Origin of the sequence: Avibacterium endocarditidis (assembly GCF_965138825.1) — a bacterium.
Taxonomy (GTDB): domain Bacteria; phylum Pseudomonadota; class Gammaproteobacteria; order Enterobacterales; family Pasteurellaceae; genus Avibacterium; species Avibacterium endocarditidis.
Genome location: NZ_CBCSDH010000002.1, coordinates 138,810 through 155,098, shown reverse-complemented (window position 1 = coordinate 155,098; position 16,289 = coordinate 138,810). Strand labels below are relative to the sequence as shown.

Annotated in this window: 14 protein-coding genes; 10 read left to right on the top strand and 4 right to left on the bottom strand. The window is 41.5% G+C overall.

The features are described 5' to 3' along the window. Window positions 1-7 precede the first annotated feature (7 nt). On the top strand, window positions 8-721 hold the full coding sequence (locus ACNAV8_RS01795; protein ID WP_103853049.1) for a DarT1-associated NADAR antitoxin family protein: 714 nt from the start codon (window positions 8-10) through the stop codon (window positions 719-721). A gap of 143 nt (window positions 722-864) precedes the next feature. On the opposite strand, the gene ACNAV8_RS01790 is transcribed toward ACNAV8_RS01795, so the two are convergent. Both ACNAV8_RS01790 and argS read right to left on the bottom strand, forming a co-directional pair. Beyond that, a complete protein-coding gene (locus ACNAV8_RS01790; RefSeq protein ID WP_245872567.1) occupies window positions 865-1,116 on the bottom strand; it encodes an antitoxin in 252 nt (83 codons plus the stop codon). A gap of 44 nt (window positions 1,117-1,160) precedes the next feature. Next, the gene (argS, locus tag ACNAV8_RS01785) at window positions 1,161-2,894 is read right to left on the bottom strand and encodes an arginine--tRNA ligase (RefSeq protein WP_103855279.1); all 1,734 of its coding nucleotides are present in this window, start codon (window positions 2,892-2,894) and stop codon (window positions 1,161-1,163) included. A gap of 88 nt (window positions 2,895-2,982) precedes the next feature. Here argS and ACNAV8_RS01780 point away from each other — a divergent pair, with 88 nt between their 5' ends. From ACNAV8_RS01780 to ACNAV8_RS01740, 9 genes are all read left to right on the top strand, one after another. Next, entirely contained in the window at window positions 2,983-3,558 is a 576-nt protein-coding gene (locus ACNAV8_RS01780; RefSeq protein ID WP_103855280.1) for a VOC family protein, read from the top strand. A 42-nt stretch (window positions 3,559-3,600) separates the two neighbouring features. Then, on the top strand, window positions 3,601-4,062 hold the full coding sequence (locus tag ACNAV8_RS01775) for an outer membrane lipoprotein (RefSeq protein WP_103853046.1): 462 nt from the start codon (window positions 3,601-3,603) through the stop codon (window positions 4,060-4,062). Between the two features lie 183 nt (window positions 4,063-4,245). Beyond that, on the top strand, window positions 4,246-4,974 hold the full coding sequence (locus tag ACNAV8_RS01770) for a DUF969 domain-containing protein (protein ID WP_415777100.1): 729 nt from the start codon (window positions 4,246-4,248) through the stop codon (window positions 4,972-4,974). Further along, window positions 4,971-5,951, top strand: a complete 981-nt coding sequence (locus ACNAV8_RS01765; RefSeq protein ID WP_103855281.1) for a DUF979 domain-containing protein — start codon at window positions 4,971-4,973, stop codon at window positions 5,949-5,951. The genes ACNAV8_RS01770 and ACNAV8_RS01765 overlap by 4 nt, the downstream gene beginning before the upstream one ends. 9 nt (window positions 5,952-5,960) lie before the next feature. Continuing rightward, a complete protein-coding gene (locus ACNAV8_RS01760) occupies window positions 5,961-6,953 on the top strand; it encodes a DUF2891 domain-containing protein (RefSeq protein ID WP_103855282.1) in 993 nt (330 codons plus the stop codon). Window positions 6,954-7,161: 208 nt separating this feature from the next. Then, window positions 7,162-8,565: a replicative DNA helicase gene (locus ACNAV8_RS01755; RefSeq protein WP_103855283.1), complete on the top strand. Its 1,404-nt coding sequence runs from the start codon at window positions 7,162-7,164 to the stop codon at window positions 8,563-8,565. 8 nt (window positions 8,566-8,573) lie between these two features. Next, window positions 8,574-9,656, top strand: coding sequence for an alanine racemase (gene alr / locus ACNAV8_RS01750; RefSeq protein ID WP_415777132.1), 1,083 nt, complete (start codon window positions 8,574-8,576; stop codon window positions 9,654-9,656). A gap of 76 nt (window positions 9,657-9,732) precedes the next feature. Continuing rightward, complete coding sequence (gene pgi, locus ACNAV8_RS01745) at window positions 9,733-11,379, top strand: glucose-6-phosphate isomerase (RefSeq protein WP_415777099.1); 1,647 nt, start codon at window positions 9,733-9,735, stop codon at window positions 11,377-11,379. A 163-nt stretch (window positions 11,380-11,542) separates the two neighbouring features. Then, window positions 11,543-12,931, top strand: coding sequence for a glucose/sorbosone family PQQ-dependent dehydrogenase (locus ACNAV8_RS01740; RefSeq protein ID WP_103854977.1), 1,389 nt, complete (start codon window positions 11,543-11,545; stop codon window positions 12,929-12,931). Window positions 12,932-12,996: 65 nt separating this feature from the next. On the opposite strand, the gene ACNAV8_RS01735 is transcribed toward ACNAV8_RS01740, so the two are convergent. Next, window positions 12,997-13,320 carry an HI1450 family dsDNA-mimic protein gene (locus ACNAV8_RS01735; protein WP_103853038.1) on the bottom strand — a complete coding sequence of 108 codons (324 nt, stop codon included), beginning with the start codon at window positions 13,318-13,320 and terminating at the stop codon, window positions 12,997-12,999. 107 nt (window positions 13,321-13,427) lie between these two features. Then, window positions 13,428-16,067, bottom strand: a complete 2,640-nt coding sequence (gene ppc / locus ACNAV8_RS01730; protein WP_103854976.1) for a phosphoenolpyruvate carboxylase — start codon at window positions 16,065-16,067, stop codon at window positions 13,428-13,430. Window positions 16,068-16,289 lie beyond the last annotated feature (222 nt).

The following is a 16,289-nucleotide window of genomic DNA, read 5'->3' as shown; positions in this document are numbered from 1 at the left end:
TTTTAATATGAATAAAAAAAGTATCGGAAAATCAAAGCGTCCCATATTCATTCCAGATAGAGAAAATATTGGCGTAATAGAAAAAAATATTGAATTTGATTGGCATATGGGGATGAGCTCAGAAGTTAGAAGACGTTCTATACATAGCCTACATAATGAGGCGAAAAAATATGGCTATAAAAAAATATTAGAGGCTTCAAGTAAATCTGAACAAGAAATTGGTATTCAATTAAGTGCATTTTTTCTCAGAAATATCAAGGGATATCCTGTTGAAAATCTCTTCCAAAGTAGCAAGGTATTTGAAAATGGAGGGCCATACAGAGATTTGTTGACAGTTACACCAAGGGAAGCTAAAAAAGATCAAAGATTAAAAGAGAGTGGAAATCTCATTAATTTTACTTTTAATGGAAAAGATTACCCTCTTGAACCTAAAAGCTTATTTTATGATTGGCTATATCTTAATGTTTTATTTTCTGATAGAAATGTAGAGTTAAGGGATTCATTATTTGATCAAAAATTTGATGCTTTTACAGATATTGAATTTAATCCCGATAAGTCCTTTAGTTGCCAAGCGAGAACGTTAGCTTTATGCGTTTCTCTTTATGAAAATGAAAGCGTGAAAGATTTTATTCAAGATCCTATAGGTTTTTCAACAGAGTTTAAATTATACAGAGCAGGAAATTCTATTTCGGAAGAAAATAAGAACCTTACACTTTTTTAATTTTTACTATTAAAGATTTTATGTAAGTTTATAGTTCACTATAAAAGTGAGAGTTTTCCATTTTAAATGTGAGTTAGAAAATCAGTCTAAATTAAAAAAGAAGCTCTCATATTTTATAATTTAATTTGTAGAAATTATTTCTCTTAATTTTCTAATGTGTTAATAAGATTTTCATCAAAATCTAAAAATAATTCAAGAAAGTTTAAATCCGCTTTAGGTTTAAAAGGGCGTAAAATAACATCACCATTTTTACCTTGTAGAATCTCTATTGTATCCAGATCTAAACGAAAGCTTGAAGGAATTTGTACTGCTTGGCTATTTCCACTTTTAAATTGAGAACCAATTAATCCCCTACAAAGAAGATTGGCATTTCGATAGTTATTTTGATTAGTCAAAAAATAAGGCTAACTGAAAAGTTAGCCTTTGGTGTTACAATAAATCACATTTTCTCAACAGTCTTAATCCCCAACAGATCCAACCCTTGTTTTAAGGTTTTCTCTGTGAGTAAGGCCAATTTCAAACGGCTGAGTTTAATGCTTTCATCTTCATTGTTAAGAATTGGGCAATGTTCGTAGAAACTGGAGAACACGCCAGCTAATTCATAAAGATAGGCGCAAAGAATATGTGGTGAACCTTCTTTTGCCACTTGTTGGATTGCTTCTTCAAACTGGAGCAATTTAATGGCTAAAGCACGCTCTTTTTCATCGACTACTTTGATTGGCGCATCTGCAAGCTGTGCAGGGCTAATGCCAGCTTTGTTGAAAATGGAGCGGATACGCGTGTAAGCATATTGCATATAAGGCGCGGTGTTGCCTTCAAAGCTGAGCATATTATCCCAATCAAACACATAATCGGTAGTGCGATTTTTGGATAAATCCGCATATTTCACTGAGCCAATTCCCACCGCTTCCACTACGGCTGATTTTTCCTCAGGAGAAAGTGCGGTGCTTTTTTCGCTAATTAATTTATCCGCACGCTCGATGGCTTCATCAAGAAGATCCGCTAATTTTACTGTGCCACCGCTGCGTGTTTTGAACGGTTTACCATCTTTGCCAAGCATCATTCCAAAGTTTTTATGCTCTAATTGGAAACTCTCTGGCACATAACCTGCTTTGCGGGTAATCAACCACGCTTGTTGCATATGCTGGCTTTGACGGGTATCCGAGAACACCAATACGCGATCGGCTTTTAAGGTTTCATAACGATATTTGGCGGCAGCGATGTCTGTGGTGGTGTATAAAAATCCACCATCTTTTTTCTGCACGATCACGCCCATTGGATCGCCATCTTTGTTTTTAAATTCATCAAGATAAACCACCAATGCGCCATCATCTTCCACGGCCAATCCTTGCGCTTTCAAATCTTCCACAATAGCAGGGAGCATTGGGTTATACAGGCTTTCGCCCATCACATCTTTTTCTGTTAAGGTAACGTTTAGGCGATCGTAATTGCGTTGATTTTGTTGCATTGTAATATCAACCAATTTTTTCCACATTGCGCGACAGTATTCATCGCCACTTTGCAATTTCACCACATAACCACGGGCTTTTTCAGCAAAGGCTTCATCGTTGTCGTAATGTTCTTTCGCCGCACGGTAAAAGGCTTCTAAATCGCTTAATTCCATTTCACTAGCGTGTTCATTTTCCATTTTTTCTAAATAGGCGATAAGCATACCGAATTGCGTTCCCCAGTCACCAACGTGGTTCGCACGGATCACGTTATGCCCTAAAAACTCAAGGGTACGCACTACGGCATCACCAATAATGGTTGAACGCAAATGCCCAACGTGCATTTCTTTTGCTACATTAGGTGAAGAATAATCCGCCACGATGGTTTCTTTTTTATCCGTGTGAATGCCAAGGTGATCGTCTTTTAATGCGGTTTGCACGTTATCCGCAAGCCAAGTTGGTGAAAGAAAAATATTAATAAAGCCAGGGCCTGCAATTTCAATTTTGTCGGCAATAGGGCTAAGATCAAGATGTTCTAGCACTTTTTGTGCAAATTCACGGGGATTTAAACCCAATTTTTTCGCCGCTGCCATAATGCCGTTAGCTTGATAATCACCAAATTGTGGTTTGTTAGATTGGCGTACTAGGGCTTCGCATTGTTCATCAGCGCCTGCTTGGATCATCGCGTGCTTAATTTTGTCAGATAAAATGGATTGAATATTCACGGTTTATCCTTAATTTTTAATTGTGAAAATAAAATAATACGCTATGATACCTTCTTTCTGAATTAAGACAAAGACAAAGCAAGAAAAAATGACAAGAGCGGTGCAAAATTTTTCATTTTTTGACAACCCTTTCTTTTCCTACGATGAGTTTGCCAAATTTGAGCAGCATATTTTACAACTAGCGGAAAAAATGGCGTTGCCGTTGCAAGATTATGTGATTGATCATCTTGCTGTGCGAGTGAACAGCGAGCAATCCGCGCAACGCTGGCTCAGTGAGTTATTAAAGTGCGGTAAAATTTTAAGCGATAATTTCGTTAATGGGCGAAAAATCTATCTTATTCAATTAGATACACCATTAACGTTTGCTAATCAGCAAGTGCAAATCGTGGAATTGCCGTTCCCGAAAAATAAACAATATCCACAAGAAGGTTGGGAGCATATTGAAGCGGTTATTCCTTTTTTGCCTAAGGAAACAGCAAATGCGTGGATTGAACGGATAAATTCACATTTTTTATGGAACAAAATCACAGATGTACGCGTCAAAGTGAGTGAACCTAAGGTAGAGGGTGAAACGCTCCCAAATCCTTCAATTGCAGTGAGTGGTGATAACGCCGTGTGCATTAAGGTGCATCCTTATCATATTAAGACGATTGTGGCGTCTTGATAAGGGAATAAAGATAATTAGTTAAATAAAGGTGTATTTCTTATGAAAAAAATGAGTTTAGCATTAGCGATTTTAATGAGCTTGGGCTTAGCAGGTTGCGCAAATCAGGATATTTACAGCGGTGATGTGTATTCTGGCGGACAAGCAAAAGAAGCGCGTTCAATCAGCTATGGCACAATCGTTTCTGTAAGAGCGGTGAAAATTCAAGCGGAAAATGAAGGTGTGATCGGCACAGTTGGTGGTGGTGTGCTTGGTGGTATCGCAGGTTCTGGCATTGGCGGCGGCACAGGTCAAGCTATTGCAACGGCTGTAGGCGCAATCGCGGGTGCGGTAATTGGTAGCAAAGTAGAAGAAAAAGCAAGCCAAGTGAATGCACAAGAATTAGTGATCCGAAAAAATGATGGTAAGCAAATTGTTGTTGTACAAAAATACAACGAAAAATTTGTTCCGGGTGCAAAAGTTCAAATCGTAGGCGATTCAAAACTTAATGTATCGGTGATGTAATTTTTTCTTTTAACAAAGTGCGGTGATTTTTCACCGCATTTTTTATGCGCTAAAAATGTGATCTAGCTCTCTAATCTCGTCAAACTCTGTTTACAATTCGTTAACACTTCCATATATTCTTTCAAGATGGTTGATTCTCAACCGCATTTTTTCTTTTTATCCTATGTTATGGAGGTCTGATTTATGGATAGCGCAACGCTACTTCCTTTGGTGGGTATTCCCATTGTTGTAATTGGGTTTGCCTTACGTTTTAATCCTCTACTTGTGGTGGTTGCGGCAGGTTTAGCCACAGGTTTAATGGTGGGAATGGATTTTGGTCTGTTACTGGAAACTTTCGGTGAAAAATTCATTAACAGCCGTTCTCTTGCCACATTTATCCTGATTTTGCCGGTTATTGGATTATTAGAATATTACGGCTTGAAAGAGCGCGCTCAGGCTTGGGTGGCGAAAATGGCAAGTGTTACTTCAGCACGCATTTTGATGCTTTATTTTGTGATGCGTGAAGCTACCGCCGCATTAGGTTTAATATCTTTAGGCGGACACGCACAAACTGTACGTCCTTTGCTTGCACCGATGACAGAAGGGGCTGCGGTCAATAAATATGGTGATTTACCACAGCATATTCGCGATAAAATCAAAGCTCATTCCGCCGCCTGCGACAATATTGCCGTATTCTTTGGAGAAGATATTTTTATCGCCTTTGGTGCGGTATTGCTGATTGATGCTTTCTTGAAAGAAAACGGCATCACCAACGTAGAGCCATTACACATTGGATTATGGGCAATTCCAACTGCGATTGCTGCATTAGTGATTCATATGTTCCGCCTTGTACGCCTTGATGCGAGTATTCATCGCGATGTGTTGGCGTGGCAAGCCCAAACAGGTAAAGCAACAGAGGAGGCGAGCAAATGACCTTAATCAGCATTAATTCCGTTTATTATTTAATTGGCATTATTGTGATGATACTCGTGGTAATGACCTTGCGTGATAAAGCAAATGCTAAACGATTTACCACCGCACTTTTCTGGTTCTTATTTGGCAGCATTTTCTTATTTAGTGATTTAATGATCGCTACCTTAGGAAAAGCGCTTACTTACCGCATTGTTGGGGCAGTTGTAATCGTCATTGCGTTATTGGCTGGACTTGGCTTAGTAGGAAAAGGCGAATACCCAATGGCAACTGATGAGCAACGTGAAGCTTCATCAAATAAATTGAAAAACTGGTTATTCTTGCCCGCAGTATTAATTCCTGTGGTTACAGTGATCGGAACGATCTTCCTGAAAGGCGTATCCATCGGTGGCGTATTCTTGCTTGATCAAAAATATCTCACCCTTGCTGCATTATGCTTAGCTTGTATCACCGCGTTATTAGTCGGTTGGAAACTCACAGGCGGCTCGCCATTGCAAGCGGTAAGCCAATCCAGACGTTTGGTGGACACCATTGGCTGGGCAGCAATTTTACCGCAAATGTTGGCAATGTTAGGCGGTGTATTTGTGGCAGCGAACACTGGGGAATCGGTGCAAAAAGTGGTGAGCTTGTTTATCGACCCAAATAATCGTTTCTTACTCGTTGCCACTTATTGCTTAGGAATGGCGCTCTTCACAATGATTATGGGTAACGCCTTTGCTGCTTTCCCAGTGCTAAGTGCGGGGATTGCCCTGCCGTTTTTAGTGACGATGCACAATGCTGATCCAGCACCGCTGTTTGCGATTGGTATGTATGCGGGTTATTGCGGTACATTAATGACCCCAATGGCAGCAAACTTTAATATCGTGCCTGCCGCATTGTTAGAATTAAAAGATAAATATCAAGTGATCAAAGTGCAGATTCCTTCTGCGGTATCTATTTTGATCGCCAATATTATTCTGATGTATTTCATTATTTTTTAGGGAGCAAGTATGAAACTCACTCAACAACAGGCGACTGAATTTGCCAATATGCCCTTGCAATTTTTACGCCAAGAATACCCAAATCATATAATGCACCTGCTTAATTCTGAAGCCGATGTGCAATCGCCGCGTCAGTTACACCCGATTTTTTACGGCTGTTTTGACTGGCATTCTGCGGTTCACGGCTATTGGCTTTTATTACGCTGTGTAAAAATTTATCCTAATTTAGACAGCAAAGCGGAGATCGAAAAATTATTCGCCGAACATTTCACGGCAGAAAATGTGGCGCACGAGTTGGCTTATTTTCACGCGCCATTCCGTGCTTCTTTTGAACGCCCTTATGGTTATGCGTGGATCTTGGCGCTTGCTCAAGAGCTTAAACAATCCGACTTACCGCAAGCAGAGCAATGGTATGAATTATTGCAACCGCTCACCTTGGATATTCGCCAAAAATTACTCGATTATCTAGGTAAATTAAGCTATCCAATTCGTGTTGGGACGCATTTTAACACCGCCTTTGCATTGGTTTTGGCGTTGGATTATGCAAGAGCAATGCAGGATCAAGAATTGGAAAATGCCATTTTACAGGCGACCGAACGTTATTATCGCCAAGATAAAAATTACCCAGCCAATTATGAACCCGCAGGGGACGATTATCTTTCAGGGGCATTAACGGAAGCCTTGTTAATGAGTAAAGTGTTAGCGGATTTCCCAGCTTGGTTTGCCGAGTTCTTGCCTGAACAACAGCTCAACACTTTGCTAAGTCCGGCAGAAGTGAGCGATCGTGCTGATCCAAAAATTGCCCATTTAGATGGCTTGAATCTGAGCCGTTCGTGGTGCTTCAAACACATCGCAAAAGCGCTACCTGCGGATCACGCCTTACAAACAGCACTTAAAAATGCCATTCAACAGCATCTTCAAGCAAGCTTAGATCACGTTGTAGGTAGTCATTACAGCGGTGCGCACTGGCTTGCGACCTTTGCCTTGTTGGCGTTGGAATAATCCATCACGTTGCTTTCGTTTAAAAAAGCAAACGATAAAAACTTGAGAAAAAATAACCGCACTTTGAGCGATTCGTCAAAGTTGCGGTTTTCTTTTGATCAGAAATAAAATCCCTTTTTCTTTTTCTTTTTCTTTTTCTTTTTCTTAATTCTCCCTGCAATTTGGTATATGATAGGCATAAATTTTTATCGTAATCAAAAACGGATTTATGGCGAAACAATACCCTTCAAGCTCGAAAGATAAAAAAGTTGAGCAGATTAACATTCCCCCTCATTCCATTGAAGCAGAACAAGCGGTCATCGGCAGTATGTTGCTGACAGATGCCCATTGGGACGCCGTATCTGAGCGCATTATTGCCGAAGATTTTTATACCTTTGAGCATCGTCTAATTTTTCAACACATAATGAATTTGATCCGCAACAATAAACCTGTGGATCTTTTAACCTTAGATGAAACCTTAAAAGCCGCTGGCGTGAGCGAAGAAGTGGGCGGTTTTGCCTATTTAGCCGAGCTTTCAAAAAATACGCCAAGTGCAGCGAACGTGCTGACTTATGCGGATATTGTGCGAGAAAAAGCCATTTTGCGTGAGCTAATTGCGTCCAGTAATAAAATTGCTGAAATGAGCTATCAAACCAAAGGGCGAGATGTTAAAGAAATTCTTGATGATGCCGAGCGCGAAGTGTTTAGCATTGCAGAAAAGCGTACCACAGCGACCGAAGGGCCGCAAAATATCATTGATATTTTAGATAAAACCATTGATAAAATTGAATTGCTAAGCGCGAGCGAAACCCATAACGGGGTAACAGGGGTAACCACAGGGTTTATCGATTTAGACCGCAAAACAGCAGGCTTGCAACCTTCTGATTTAATTATTGTCGCCGCACGCCCTTCTATGGGGAAAACCACCTTTGCGATGAACTTGTGTGAAAATGCCGCATTAGCCAGTGATAAACCTGTGCTAGTGTTCAGTTTAGAGATGCCATCAGAACAAATTATGATGCGTTCCTTAGCCTCTCTTTCTCGTGTGGATCAAACGAAAATCCGCACAGGGCAAGGTCTAGATGAAGGGGATTGGGCGAAAATTGCCAGCACTTTAGGAGTGTTTAAACAAAAGCCAAATTTGTATATTGATGATTCTTCAGGCTTAACGCCAACCGAATTGCGTTCTCGTGCAAGACGAGTATACCGCGAACACGGTGGCTTGAGCCTGATTATGGTGGATTACTTGCAGTTAATGCGTGCGCCAGCCTTTTCTGATAACCGTACCTTAGAAATTGCAGAAATTTCACGCTCTTTGAAAGCTTTAGCCAAAGAGCTGGAAGTGCCAGTGATTGCCCTTTCTCAGCTTAACCGTACCTTGGAAAATCGCGCGGATAAACGCCCAGTAAACTCGGATTTGCGTGAGTCTGGCTCTATTGAGCAAGATGCGGATTTGATTATGTTTATTTATCGCGATGAAGTGTACAACGAGAATTCAGAAGAAAAAGGCATTGCGGAAATTATTATCGGTAAGCAACGTAATGGCCCAATTGGTAAAGTGCGGTTGAAATTTAACGGACAATTTTCCCGTTTTGACAACCTTAAAGATCAGCCAGAATATATTCACGAGTAGGCATTATGATTGATGTAAAACCCGCAACAGCAAAAATTAGTTCGCACGCATTAAAACATAACATCAAGGTGATCAAACAAAAAGCGCCAAATAGCAAGGTGATCGCGGTGGTAAAAGCCAATGCCTATGGACACGGCGTGGCGTTTGTGGCGTCCGTGTTGGAAGAATTTGTCGATTGCTTTGGTGTGGCACGTTTAGAAGAAGCGCTGACGTTGCGTTCCAACGGCATTACCAAGCCCATTTTATTATTAGAAGGCTTTTTCCGCGCCAAAGATTTGCCGATTATTGCGGTGAATAATATCCAAACTATCGTGCATAACAAAGAACAATTAGAAGCTTTACAGCAAGCCGATTTACCTAACCCGATTAAAGTCTGGCTTAAAATTGACACGGGAATGCATCGCCTTGGTGTTGCCTTAGATGAAGTGGAAACATTTTGCCAAGCCCTTGAAAAATGTCCAAATATTGAACCGCACTTTGGTTTCGTCAGTCATTTTAGCCGTGCCGATGAATTAGAATCTGATTACACGCAAAAACAACTTAACGCCTTTCTTCAAGCTACCGAAAATAGAGCAGGGGAGCGTAGCATTGCGGCATCAGGGGGCATTTTATTTTGGCACGAAGCGCATTTAGATTGGATTCGCCCCGGCATTATTTTATACGGCATTTCGCCGAACAATGTACCAAGCCGAGAATACGGCTTAATTCCTGTAATGACGCTAACTTCATCACTGATTGCGGTGCGTGAGCATAAAAAGGGCGAACCTGTAGGCTATGGCGGAAAATGGGTGAGCGAACAAGATACCAAAATTGGTGTGGTCGCCATTGGCTATGGCGATGGCTATCCAAGAGATATGCCAATGGGAACGCCCGTTTATCTTAATGGTCGCCTTGTGCCAATTGTGGGCAGAGTATCAATGGATATGCTCACCGTTGATCTTGGCAAAGACAGCCAAGATCAAGTGGGCGATGAAGTGATCTTATGGGGCAAGGAATTGCCTATCGAAGAAATCGCAGCAATAAGCGGCATTTTAAGTTATGAATTAATAACAAAACTCACCCCACGAGTTTTGACGGAATATATTGATTAATCTGGTGTTTTTATAAACGATTTAATCGTGCTGTTATAAAAATGGATTTCTATTCTTAACAATTAAAGGAAAAACAATGAAAAATATCAACCCAACTACCACTAACGCGTGGAAAGCCTTAGAACAACACAAAAGTAACCTAGGTGAAACCACGATCCAGCAATTATTTGCGCAAGAACCCAATCGTTTTAAAGATTATTCTTTAACCTTTGATAACGAGATTTTGGTGGATTACTCAAAAAATAACCTTACCCAAGAAACTTTAGAGTTATTACGTCAATTAGCGGAAGAATGTGGTTTGCAGGAAGCCACAGAAGCAATGTTCACTGGGGAAAAAATCAACCGCACGGAAAATCGTGCTGTTTTACACACCGCACTTCGTAACCGTTCAAATACCCCTGTATTGGTGGACGGCAAAGATGTAATGCCTGAAGTGAATGCCGTGCTGGCGAAAATGAAATCTTTCTGTGATCGCGTCATTTCGGGCGAATGGAAAGGCTACACAGGCAAAGCGATCACTGATGTGATTAACATCGGCATTGGTGGCTCGGATTTAGGGCCTTATATGGTAACTGAAGCCTTGCGTCCTTATAAAAACCACCTCAATATGCACTTTGTGTCTAACGTGGACGGCACGCACATCGCGGAAACCTTGAAAAAAGTGAACCCAGAAACCACCCTAGTGCTAGTAGCATCAAAAACTTTCACCACGCAAGAAACAATGACCAACGCAAATTCTGCCCGTGATTGGTTCTTAGCCAGTGCGAAAGATGAAGCACATATTGCAAAACATTTCGCCGCACTTTCAACGAACGCAAAAGAAGTGGAAAAATTCGGCATTGATACCGCACATATGTTTGAATTCTGGGATTGGGTTGGCGGACGCTATTCCTTATGGTCGGCTATCGGTTTATCTATCGCCCTTTCTATCGGTTTTGAAAACTTTGAAGCCTTGTTATCAGGCGCGCACGAAATGGATAAACATTTCCGCAATGCACCACTGGCTGAAAATATCCCAGCGACTCTTGCCTTAGTGGGGTTATGGAACACCAATTTCCTTGGTGCACAAACCGAAGCGATTTTGCCATATGACCAATATTTACACCGTTTCGCTGCTTATTTCCAACAAGGCAATATGGAATCAAACGGAAAATATGTGGGACGTGATGGCAAAGTAGTAGATTATCAAACTGGTCCAATTATCTGGGGCGAACCTGGGACAAACGGACAACACGCGTTCTATCAATTAATTCACCAAGGGAAAATTTTAATTCCTTGTGATTTCATTGCCCCAGCACAAACCCACAACCCACTTTCAGATCATCACCTGAAATTATTGTCTAACTTCTTCGCTCAAACTGAAGCACTGGCTTTCGGTAAAAGCAAAGAAGAAGTGGAAGCAGAATTTGTCAAAGCGGGCAAATCCCTTGATGAAGTGAAAGACATCGTGCCATTTAAAGTGTTCACAGGTAACAAACCAACCAATTCCATCTTATTGCAAAAAATTACCCCATTTAGCTTGGGCGCACTCATTGCAATGTACGAACACAAAATCTTCACGCAAGGTGTAATCTTCAACATTTTCAGCTTTGACCAATGGGGTGTAGAGCTTGGCAAACAGCTCGCCAACCGCATTTTACCAGAGCTTGAAAACAACAACGAAATCACCAGCCACGACAGCTCAACCAACGGTTTAATCAACCAATACAAAGCGTGGCGTTAATTTATTTTTAATTTGAAAATAAAAGTGCGGTGATTTTTCACCGCATTTTTTTCGTATCAATAAAATGTTTCCTAGCAAGAAAAACACCTTTTCCAATAATAGGTATTGGCACGTTTTCGCTTGTGATAGAATCCGCACGATTTTTTAACCTTAGGAGAAATTAATGAAAAAATTAGCTTTTGCAGGCGCATTATTTGCTTTTGCAGCAACAAGTGCCAGTGCCATTGATGTAGTCAGCAAAGATGGCAAGGTGGATTTTGGTTCACGTTTTGAAGCAACGGTTATTGCTAATAATGTTGATGGCGGTTGGGAGATGATCTGGGGGTCGAAAGAGCAACTTTGGCTGACAGAACGTGCAGGCAGAAATATCGTGAGCATTGATCCAAAAACAGGTGAGAAAACCGTGTTGTATCATTTTGCTAATGCTTATGAGAAATTTCCACATCAAGGCGTGTTAGGGTTAGCCTTAGATCCAAATTTTGATGCAGGTGAGCCTTATGCTTATGCGGCTTATACTTATGCTGATGGCGAGAAAAAATTCGCCCGTATTGTACGTTTAACCTATGATGCGAAAGCCAATAAATTAGGTGATGAGCAAATTGTGATTGACCACATTATCGCAGGCGTGGATCACAATGCAGGACGCATTAAATTTGGCCCAGATGGCAAACTTTATTACACCACAGGTGATTTAGGTTATAACCAAGGTAAACACGTTTGTGATGAAATCACTTCACAAAAATTACCAACGGCAGAACAAGTGAAAAATCACGATCACAGTGCTTATAACGGCAAAACCTTGCGTATCAACAAAGATGGCTCAATCCCTGATGATAACCCTGTAATTAAAGGCGTGAAAAGCCATGTTTATACTTATGGACACCGCAATCCACAAGGTTTAGTGTGGGTGGGGAATCACCTTTATAGCACAGAACAAGGCCCATCAAGTGATGATGAATTGAACAAACTTGAAGCGGGTGGAAACTACGGCTGGCCGCACGTTGCGGGCTTTAAAGATGATTTGGCTTATGTTTATGCTAACTATTCGGCAGCGGTGAATTGCCCGAGCGTGAAATATGATCCGAATGTGATCCCTGAAGGCGTGCCAACGCAAAAAGAAACGGATTACAAAGAGCCTGTGGTTGATCCGGTAAAAACTTTCTTCACGGTTAATAATAACTACAACTACACCAATGCGACTTGTGGCAAGTTGTCATATATTTGTTGGCCAACCATTGCCCCAGGTAATGCGGTTTATTATCCAAAAGACGGCGTAATCCCAGAGTTCCGCAATTCATTATTATTAGCAACCTATAAGAGCGGTTCGATTTATCAAGTAAAAATGAATGAAGACGCAAGCAATGTGCAAGGGGATACCGCGAAATATTTCACCAGTGCAAACCGTTATCGCAATGCGTTAGTGAGCCCTGATACCCGCAAAATCTATGTGGTAACAGACAATATGGGGAACGGTCGTCAGTTAGATGACACGCCAACATCAAAAATGGCAAACCCAGGATCAATTATTGTGTTTGAATATATCGGTCAATAATTCTTCTTTCAAATAGAAAAAGTGCGGTGAAAAATTGAAAAAATTTCACCGCACTTTTTATCGCATTATTTTTTCCAAATAATATGATATTGGCGATCTTCTTCTTGATGAGAAATGAGGAATTTCGCGAAAATATCGTCCATTTCGTCTTGCTCATTGACTAAGCCGATCCAAACTTCGGCATATTCTTCAGGATCAATTAGCACGCCGATTTCTTCTTCCCAATCTTCTGCGGTTTCGACAAATTCTACCGCGCCGCGTTCTTCAAATTGGAGATTAAAAAGCAGAATATCTGCGGGATCAAGGTTTTCCCCCGCCATTTCAAGAAAAATATCGTAGGCAATATCAATGGCTGTATCGGGATCGAGTTTTTGTTTTTGTTCTGTCATTGGTTGTCTTATTTAGGTGAAAAGGGTAGGTATCATAACATAAGAATAATGGCGAAAGAAAAGTGCGGTGATTTTCCACCGCACTTTATTTTTTGCTCGATTAGCTTTTAGCCCGTATTACGCATTCCCGCTGCGATACCTGTGATGGTGATCATCAAGGCTTGTTCAACATCAGGATTTGGATTTTCTGGATTTTCACGCAAGCGGCGTAATAATTCCACTTGTAATAAGTTAAGTGGATCGGTGTAAATATTACGCAGTGCGATAGATTCAGCAATCCAAGGAAGATCAGACATTAATTGATCTTCGTGCGATAAAGACAGAATTGTTTGAATATCCGCTTTTAATTGTTCGCGTAATGATTGCCCTAAATACCACAATTCAGGTTTCACAAGGTGCTGATCGTAATGCTCTGAAAGCCAAGTGTCGGTTTTGCTGAATACCATTTCCAACATTCCGATACGCGTAGAAAAGAACGGCCATTGTTTACACATTTCTTCGATCACATCACCTTTGCCTTGTTCAATGGCTAAACGCACAGAAGCGCCTGCACCAAGCCAAGCTGGGAGCATTAAGCGGTTTTGCATCCACGCGAAAATCCAAGGAATAGCACGCAAACTTTCTACCCCACCATTTGGATTACGTTTTGCAGGGCGTGAACCTAATGGCAATTTTGACAGCTCTTGTTCTGGCGTTGCAGAACGGAAATAAGGCACGAAATCTTTATCGCCACGCACCACGCCACGGTAAATTTCGCAAGACGTGGTAGAAAGCTCGTCCATCACTTCACGCCACGCCGTTTTTGGCTCTGGCGGTGGTAATAAATTGGCTTCTAAAATTGCGCTAGCATAAAGATCTAAACTGCCCACTGCCACGGCTGATAAGCCCAGTTTAAAGCGGATCATTTCCCCTTGTTCAGTAACACGCAATCCGTTTTTCAATGAGCGTGGTGGCTGAGAAAGTAATGCTGCGTGTGCTGGTGCGCCACCACGTCCGATTGTGCCGCCGCGTCCGTGGAATAAGGTGAGTTCAATGCCGAGTTCTTCACACAAATTCACTAGCTGTTCTTGCGCACGATATTGCGCCCAAGAAGCCGCCATCATTCCTGCGTCTTTGGCACTGTCGGAATAGCCGATCATCACCATTTGTTTGTTGTCAATCACGCCACGATACCAACCGATATTGAATAATTGGCGCATTACTTCTTCAGACGCATCTAAGTCATCAAGGGTTTCAAACAATGGCACAACAGGCAAATGATAAGGCACGCCCGCTTCTTTCAAGAGTAAATGCACGGCAAGCACGTCAGAAGCCGTGCGCGCCATAGAAATAATGTAGCAGGAAATCACGCCCTCTGGCTGTTCTGCGATCACTTTACAGGTATCTAACACTTCTTGCGTTTCTGCTGAAGGTTGCCAATCACGCGGTAACAGTGGGCGGCGTGAGCTTAATTCACGGATTAAGAACGCTTGTTTGTCATCTTCCGTCCATTGTGAATAATCGCCTAAACCGATATAACGGGTGATTTCCGCAATGGCATCGCTATGACGTGTACTTTCTTGGCGAATATCAAGGCGAGAAAGGGATAAACCAAAGCAACGGATACGGCGTAAGCAATCAAGTAGCGCGCCGTTAGCGATAATGCGCATTCCGCATTGATGTAGAGATTGATAACAATCGTAAAGGGGTTCCCAAAGCTGTTCGTCATCAGTGAGCAGTTCTTGCTCAGTTACAACTGGGGTTCTGCCCTCCAATAAATCGCCGTAATTCGCCACGGTTTTGATCAATTTGCTACGCAAATCTTTCACCACAAAACGGTAAGGCTCTAGGTGATCGCCATATTTAGCACGAAATTCTGGCGTGCATTCAATCACAGAAAGTTCATCAGCAAGTAATTTAATGTCTTCTAAAAAGAGTTCTGCGGCTTTCCAACGATTCATCAGCAACACTTGGCGGGTGGTTTGCGCGCTAACAAATGGGTTTCCATCACGGTCACCGCCCATCCAAGAAGAAAAACGCACAGGGGCAAGATCCACTGGCAGCTGCACCGCAAAATTTTTCTCTAAATGGAAGTTAAATAAACGGCAGAATTCTGGCACGGCTTTCCATAAACTGTTTTCAATCACCGCCATTCCTGCTTTGGCTTCATCAACGGGCGTTGGACGTTGAGTACGAATTTCATTGGTATGCCAAGCAAGAGCAATCAGCTGCATTAAGCGGCGTTTAAGTTTGGTGGTTTCCGCTTCGGTTAAATCATCGTGTTCCAAACGGCTTAAACAGCGGTTGATTTCAACGTGTTTATGCCCGAGTGAACGGCGTGTTACCTCTGTTGGGTGAGCGGTAAGCACCAGCTCAATAATCAGTTTCTGTACCGCATCAAGCACTTTTTCTGTTGGCACATTTTGCGCTTTTAAGCGTTGAAAGAGCGCTTCTAAGGTACGGTCGGAAGACTCTTGGTCAATATGCTGACGGGAAATGGTTTGATATTGCTCAGCAATATTGGTGAGGTTTAAGAAGTGGCTAAAAGCACGCGCCACAGGAATGATGTTTTCATCGGAAATCGTGGCTAGTATTTCAAGCAATTGTTCACGGGATTTTTCATCACCTGCACGGGAATTTCTTGATAACACGCGAATTTTTTCAATTAAATCAAGAATTTCACTGCCTTGTGCATCACTAATGGTTTCCCCTAAGAAATGCCCAAGCATATTGATGTTGTTACGCAACGTTGTGTATTGTTGGATCATAAGCACCTCACAAAAAAGTAAATTCGTTTTCTGAGATAGATATAATCAAAAATAGGGAGAAAGGTCAATTATTTAAAAGATAAAAAATAATATAAATCAAAAGTGCGGTGGTTTTTCTATAAATTTCTGCAATTTTTTTATATAAAATCTAAATAAGTTACAAATTTGTTAAAAAATAGAAATAAAAACGCCCGCACTTAACGGGCATTATACTGAGCGGAT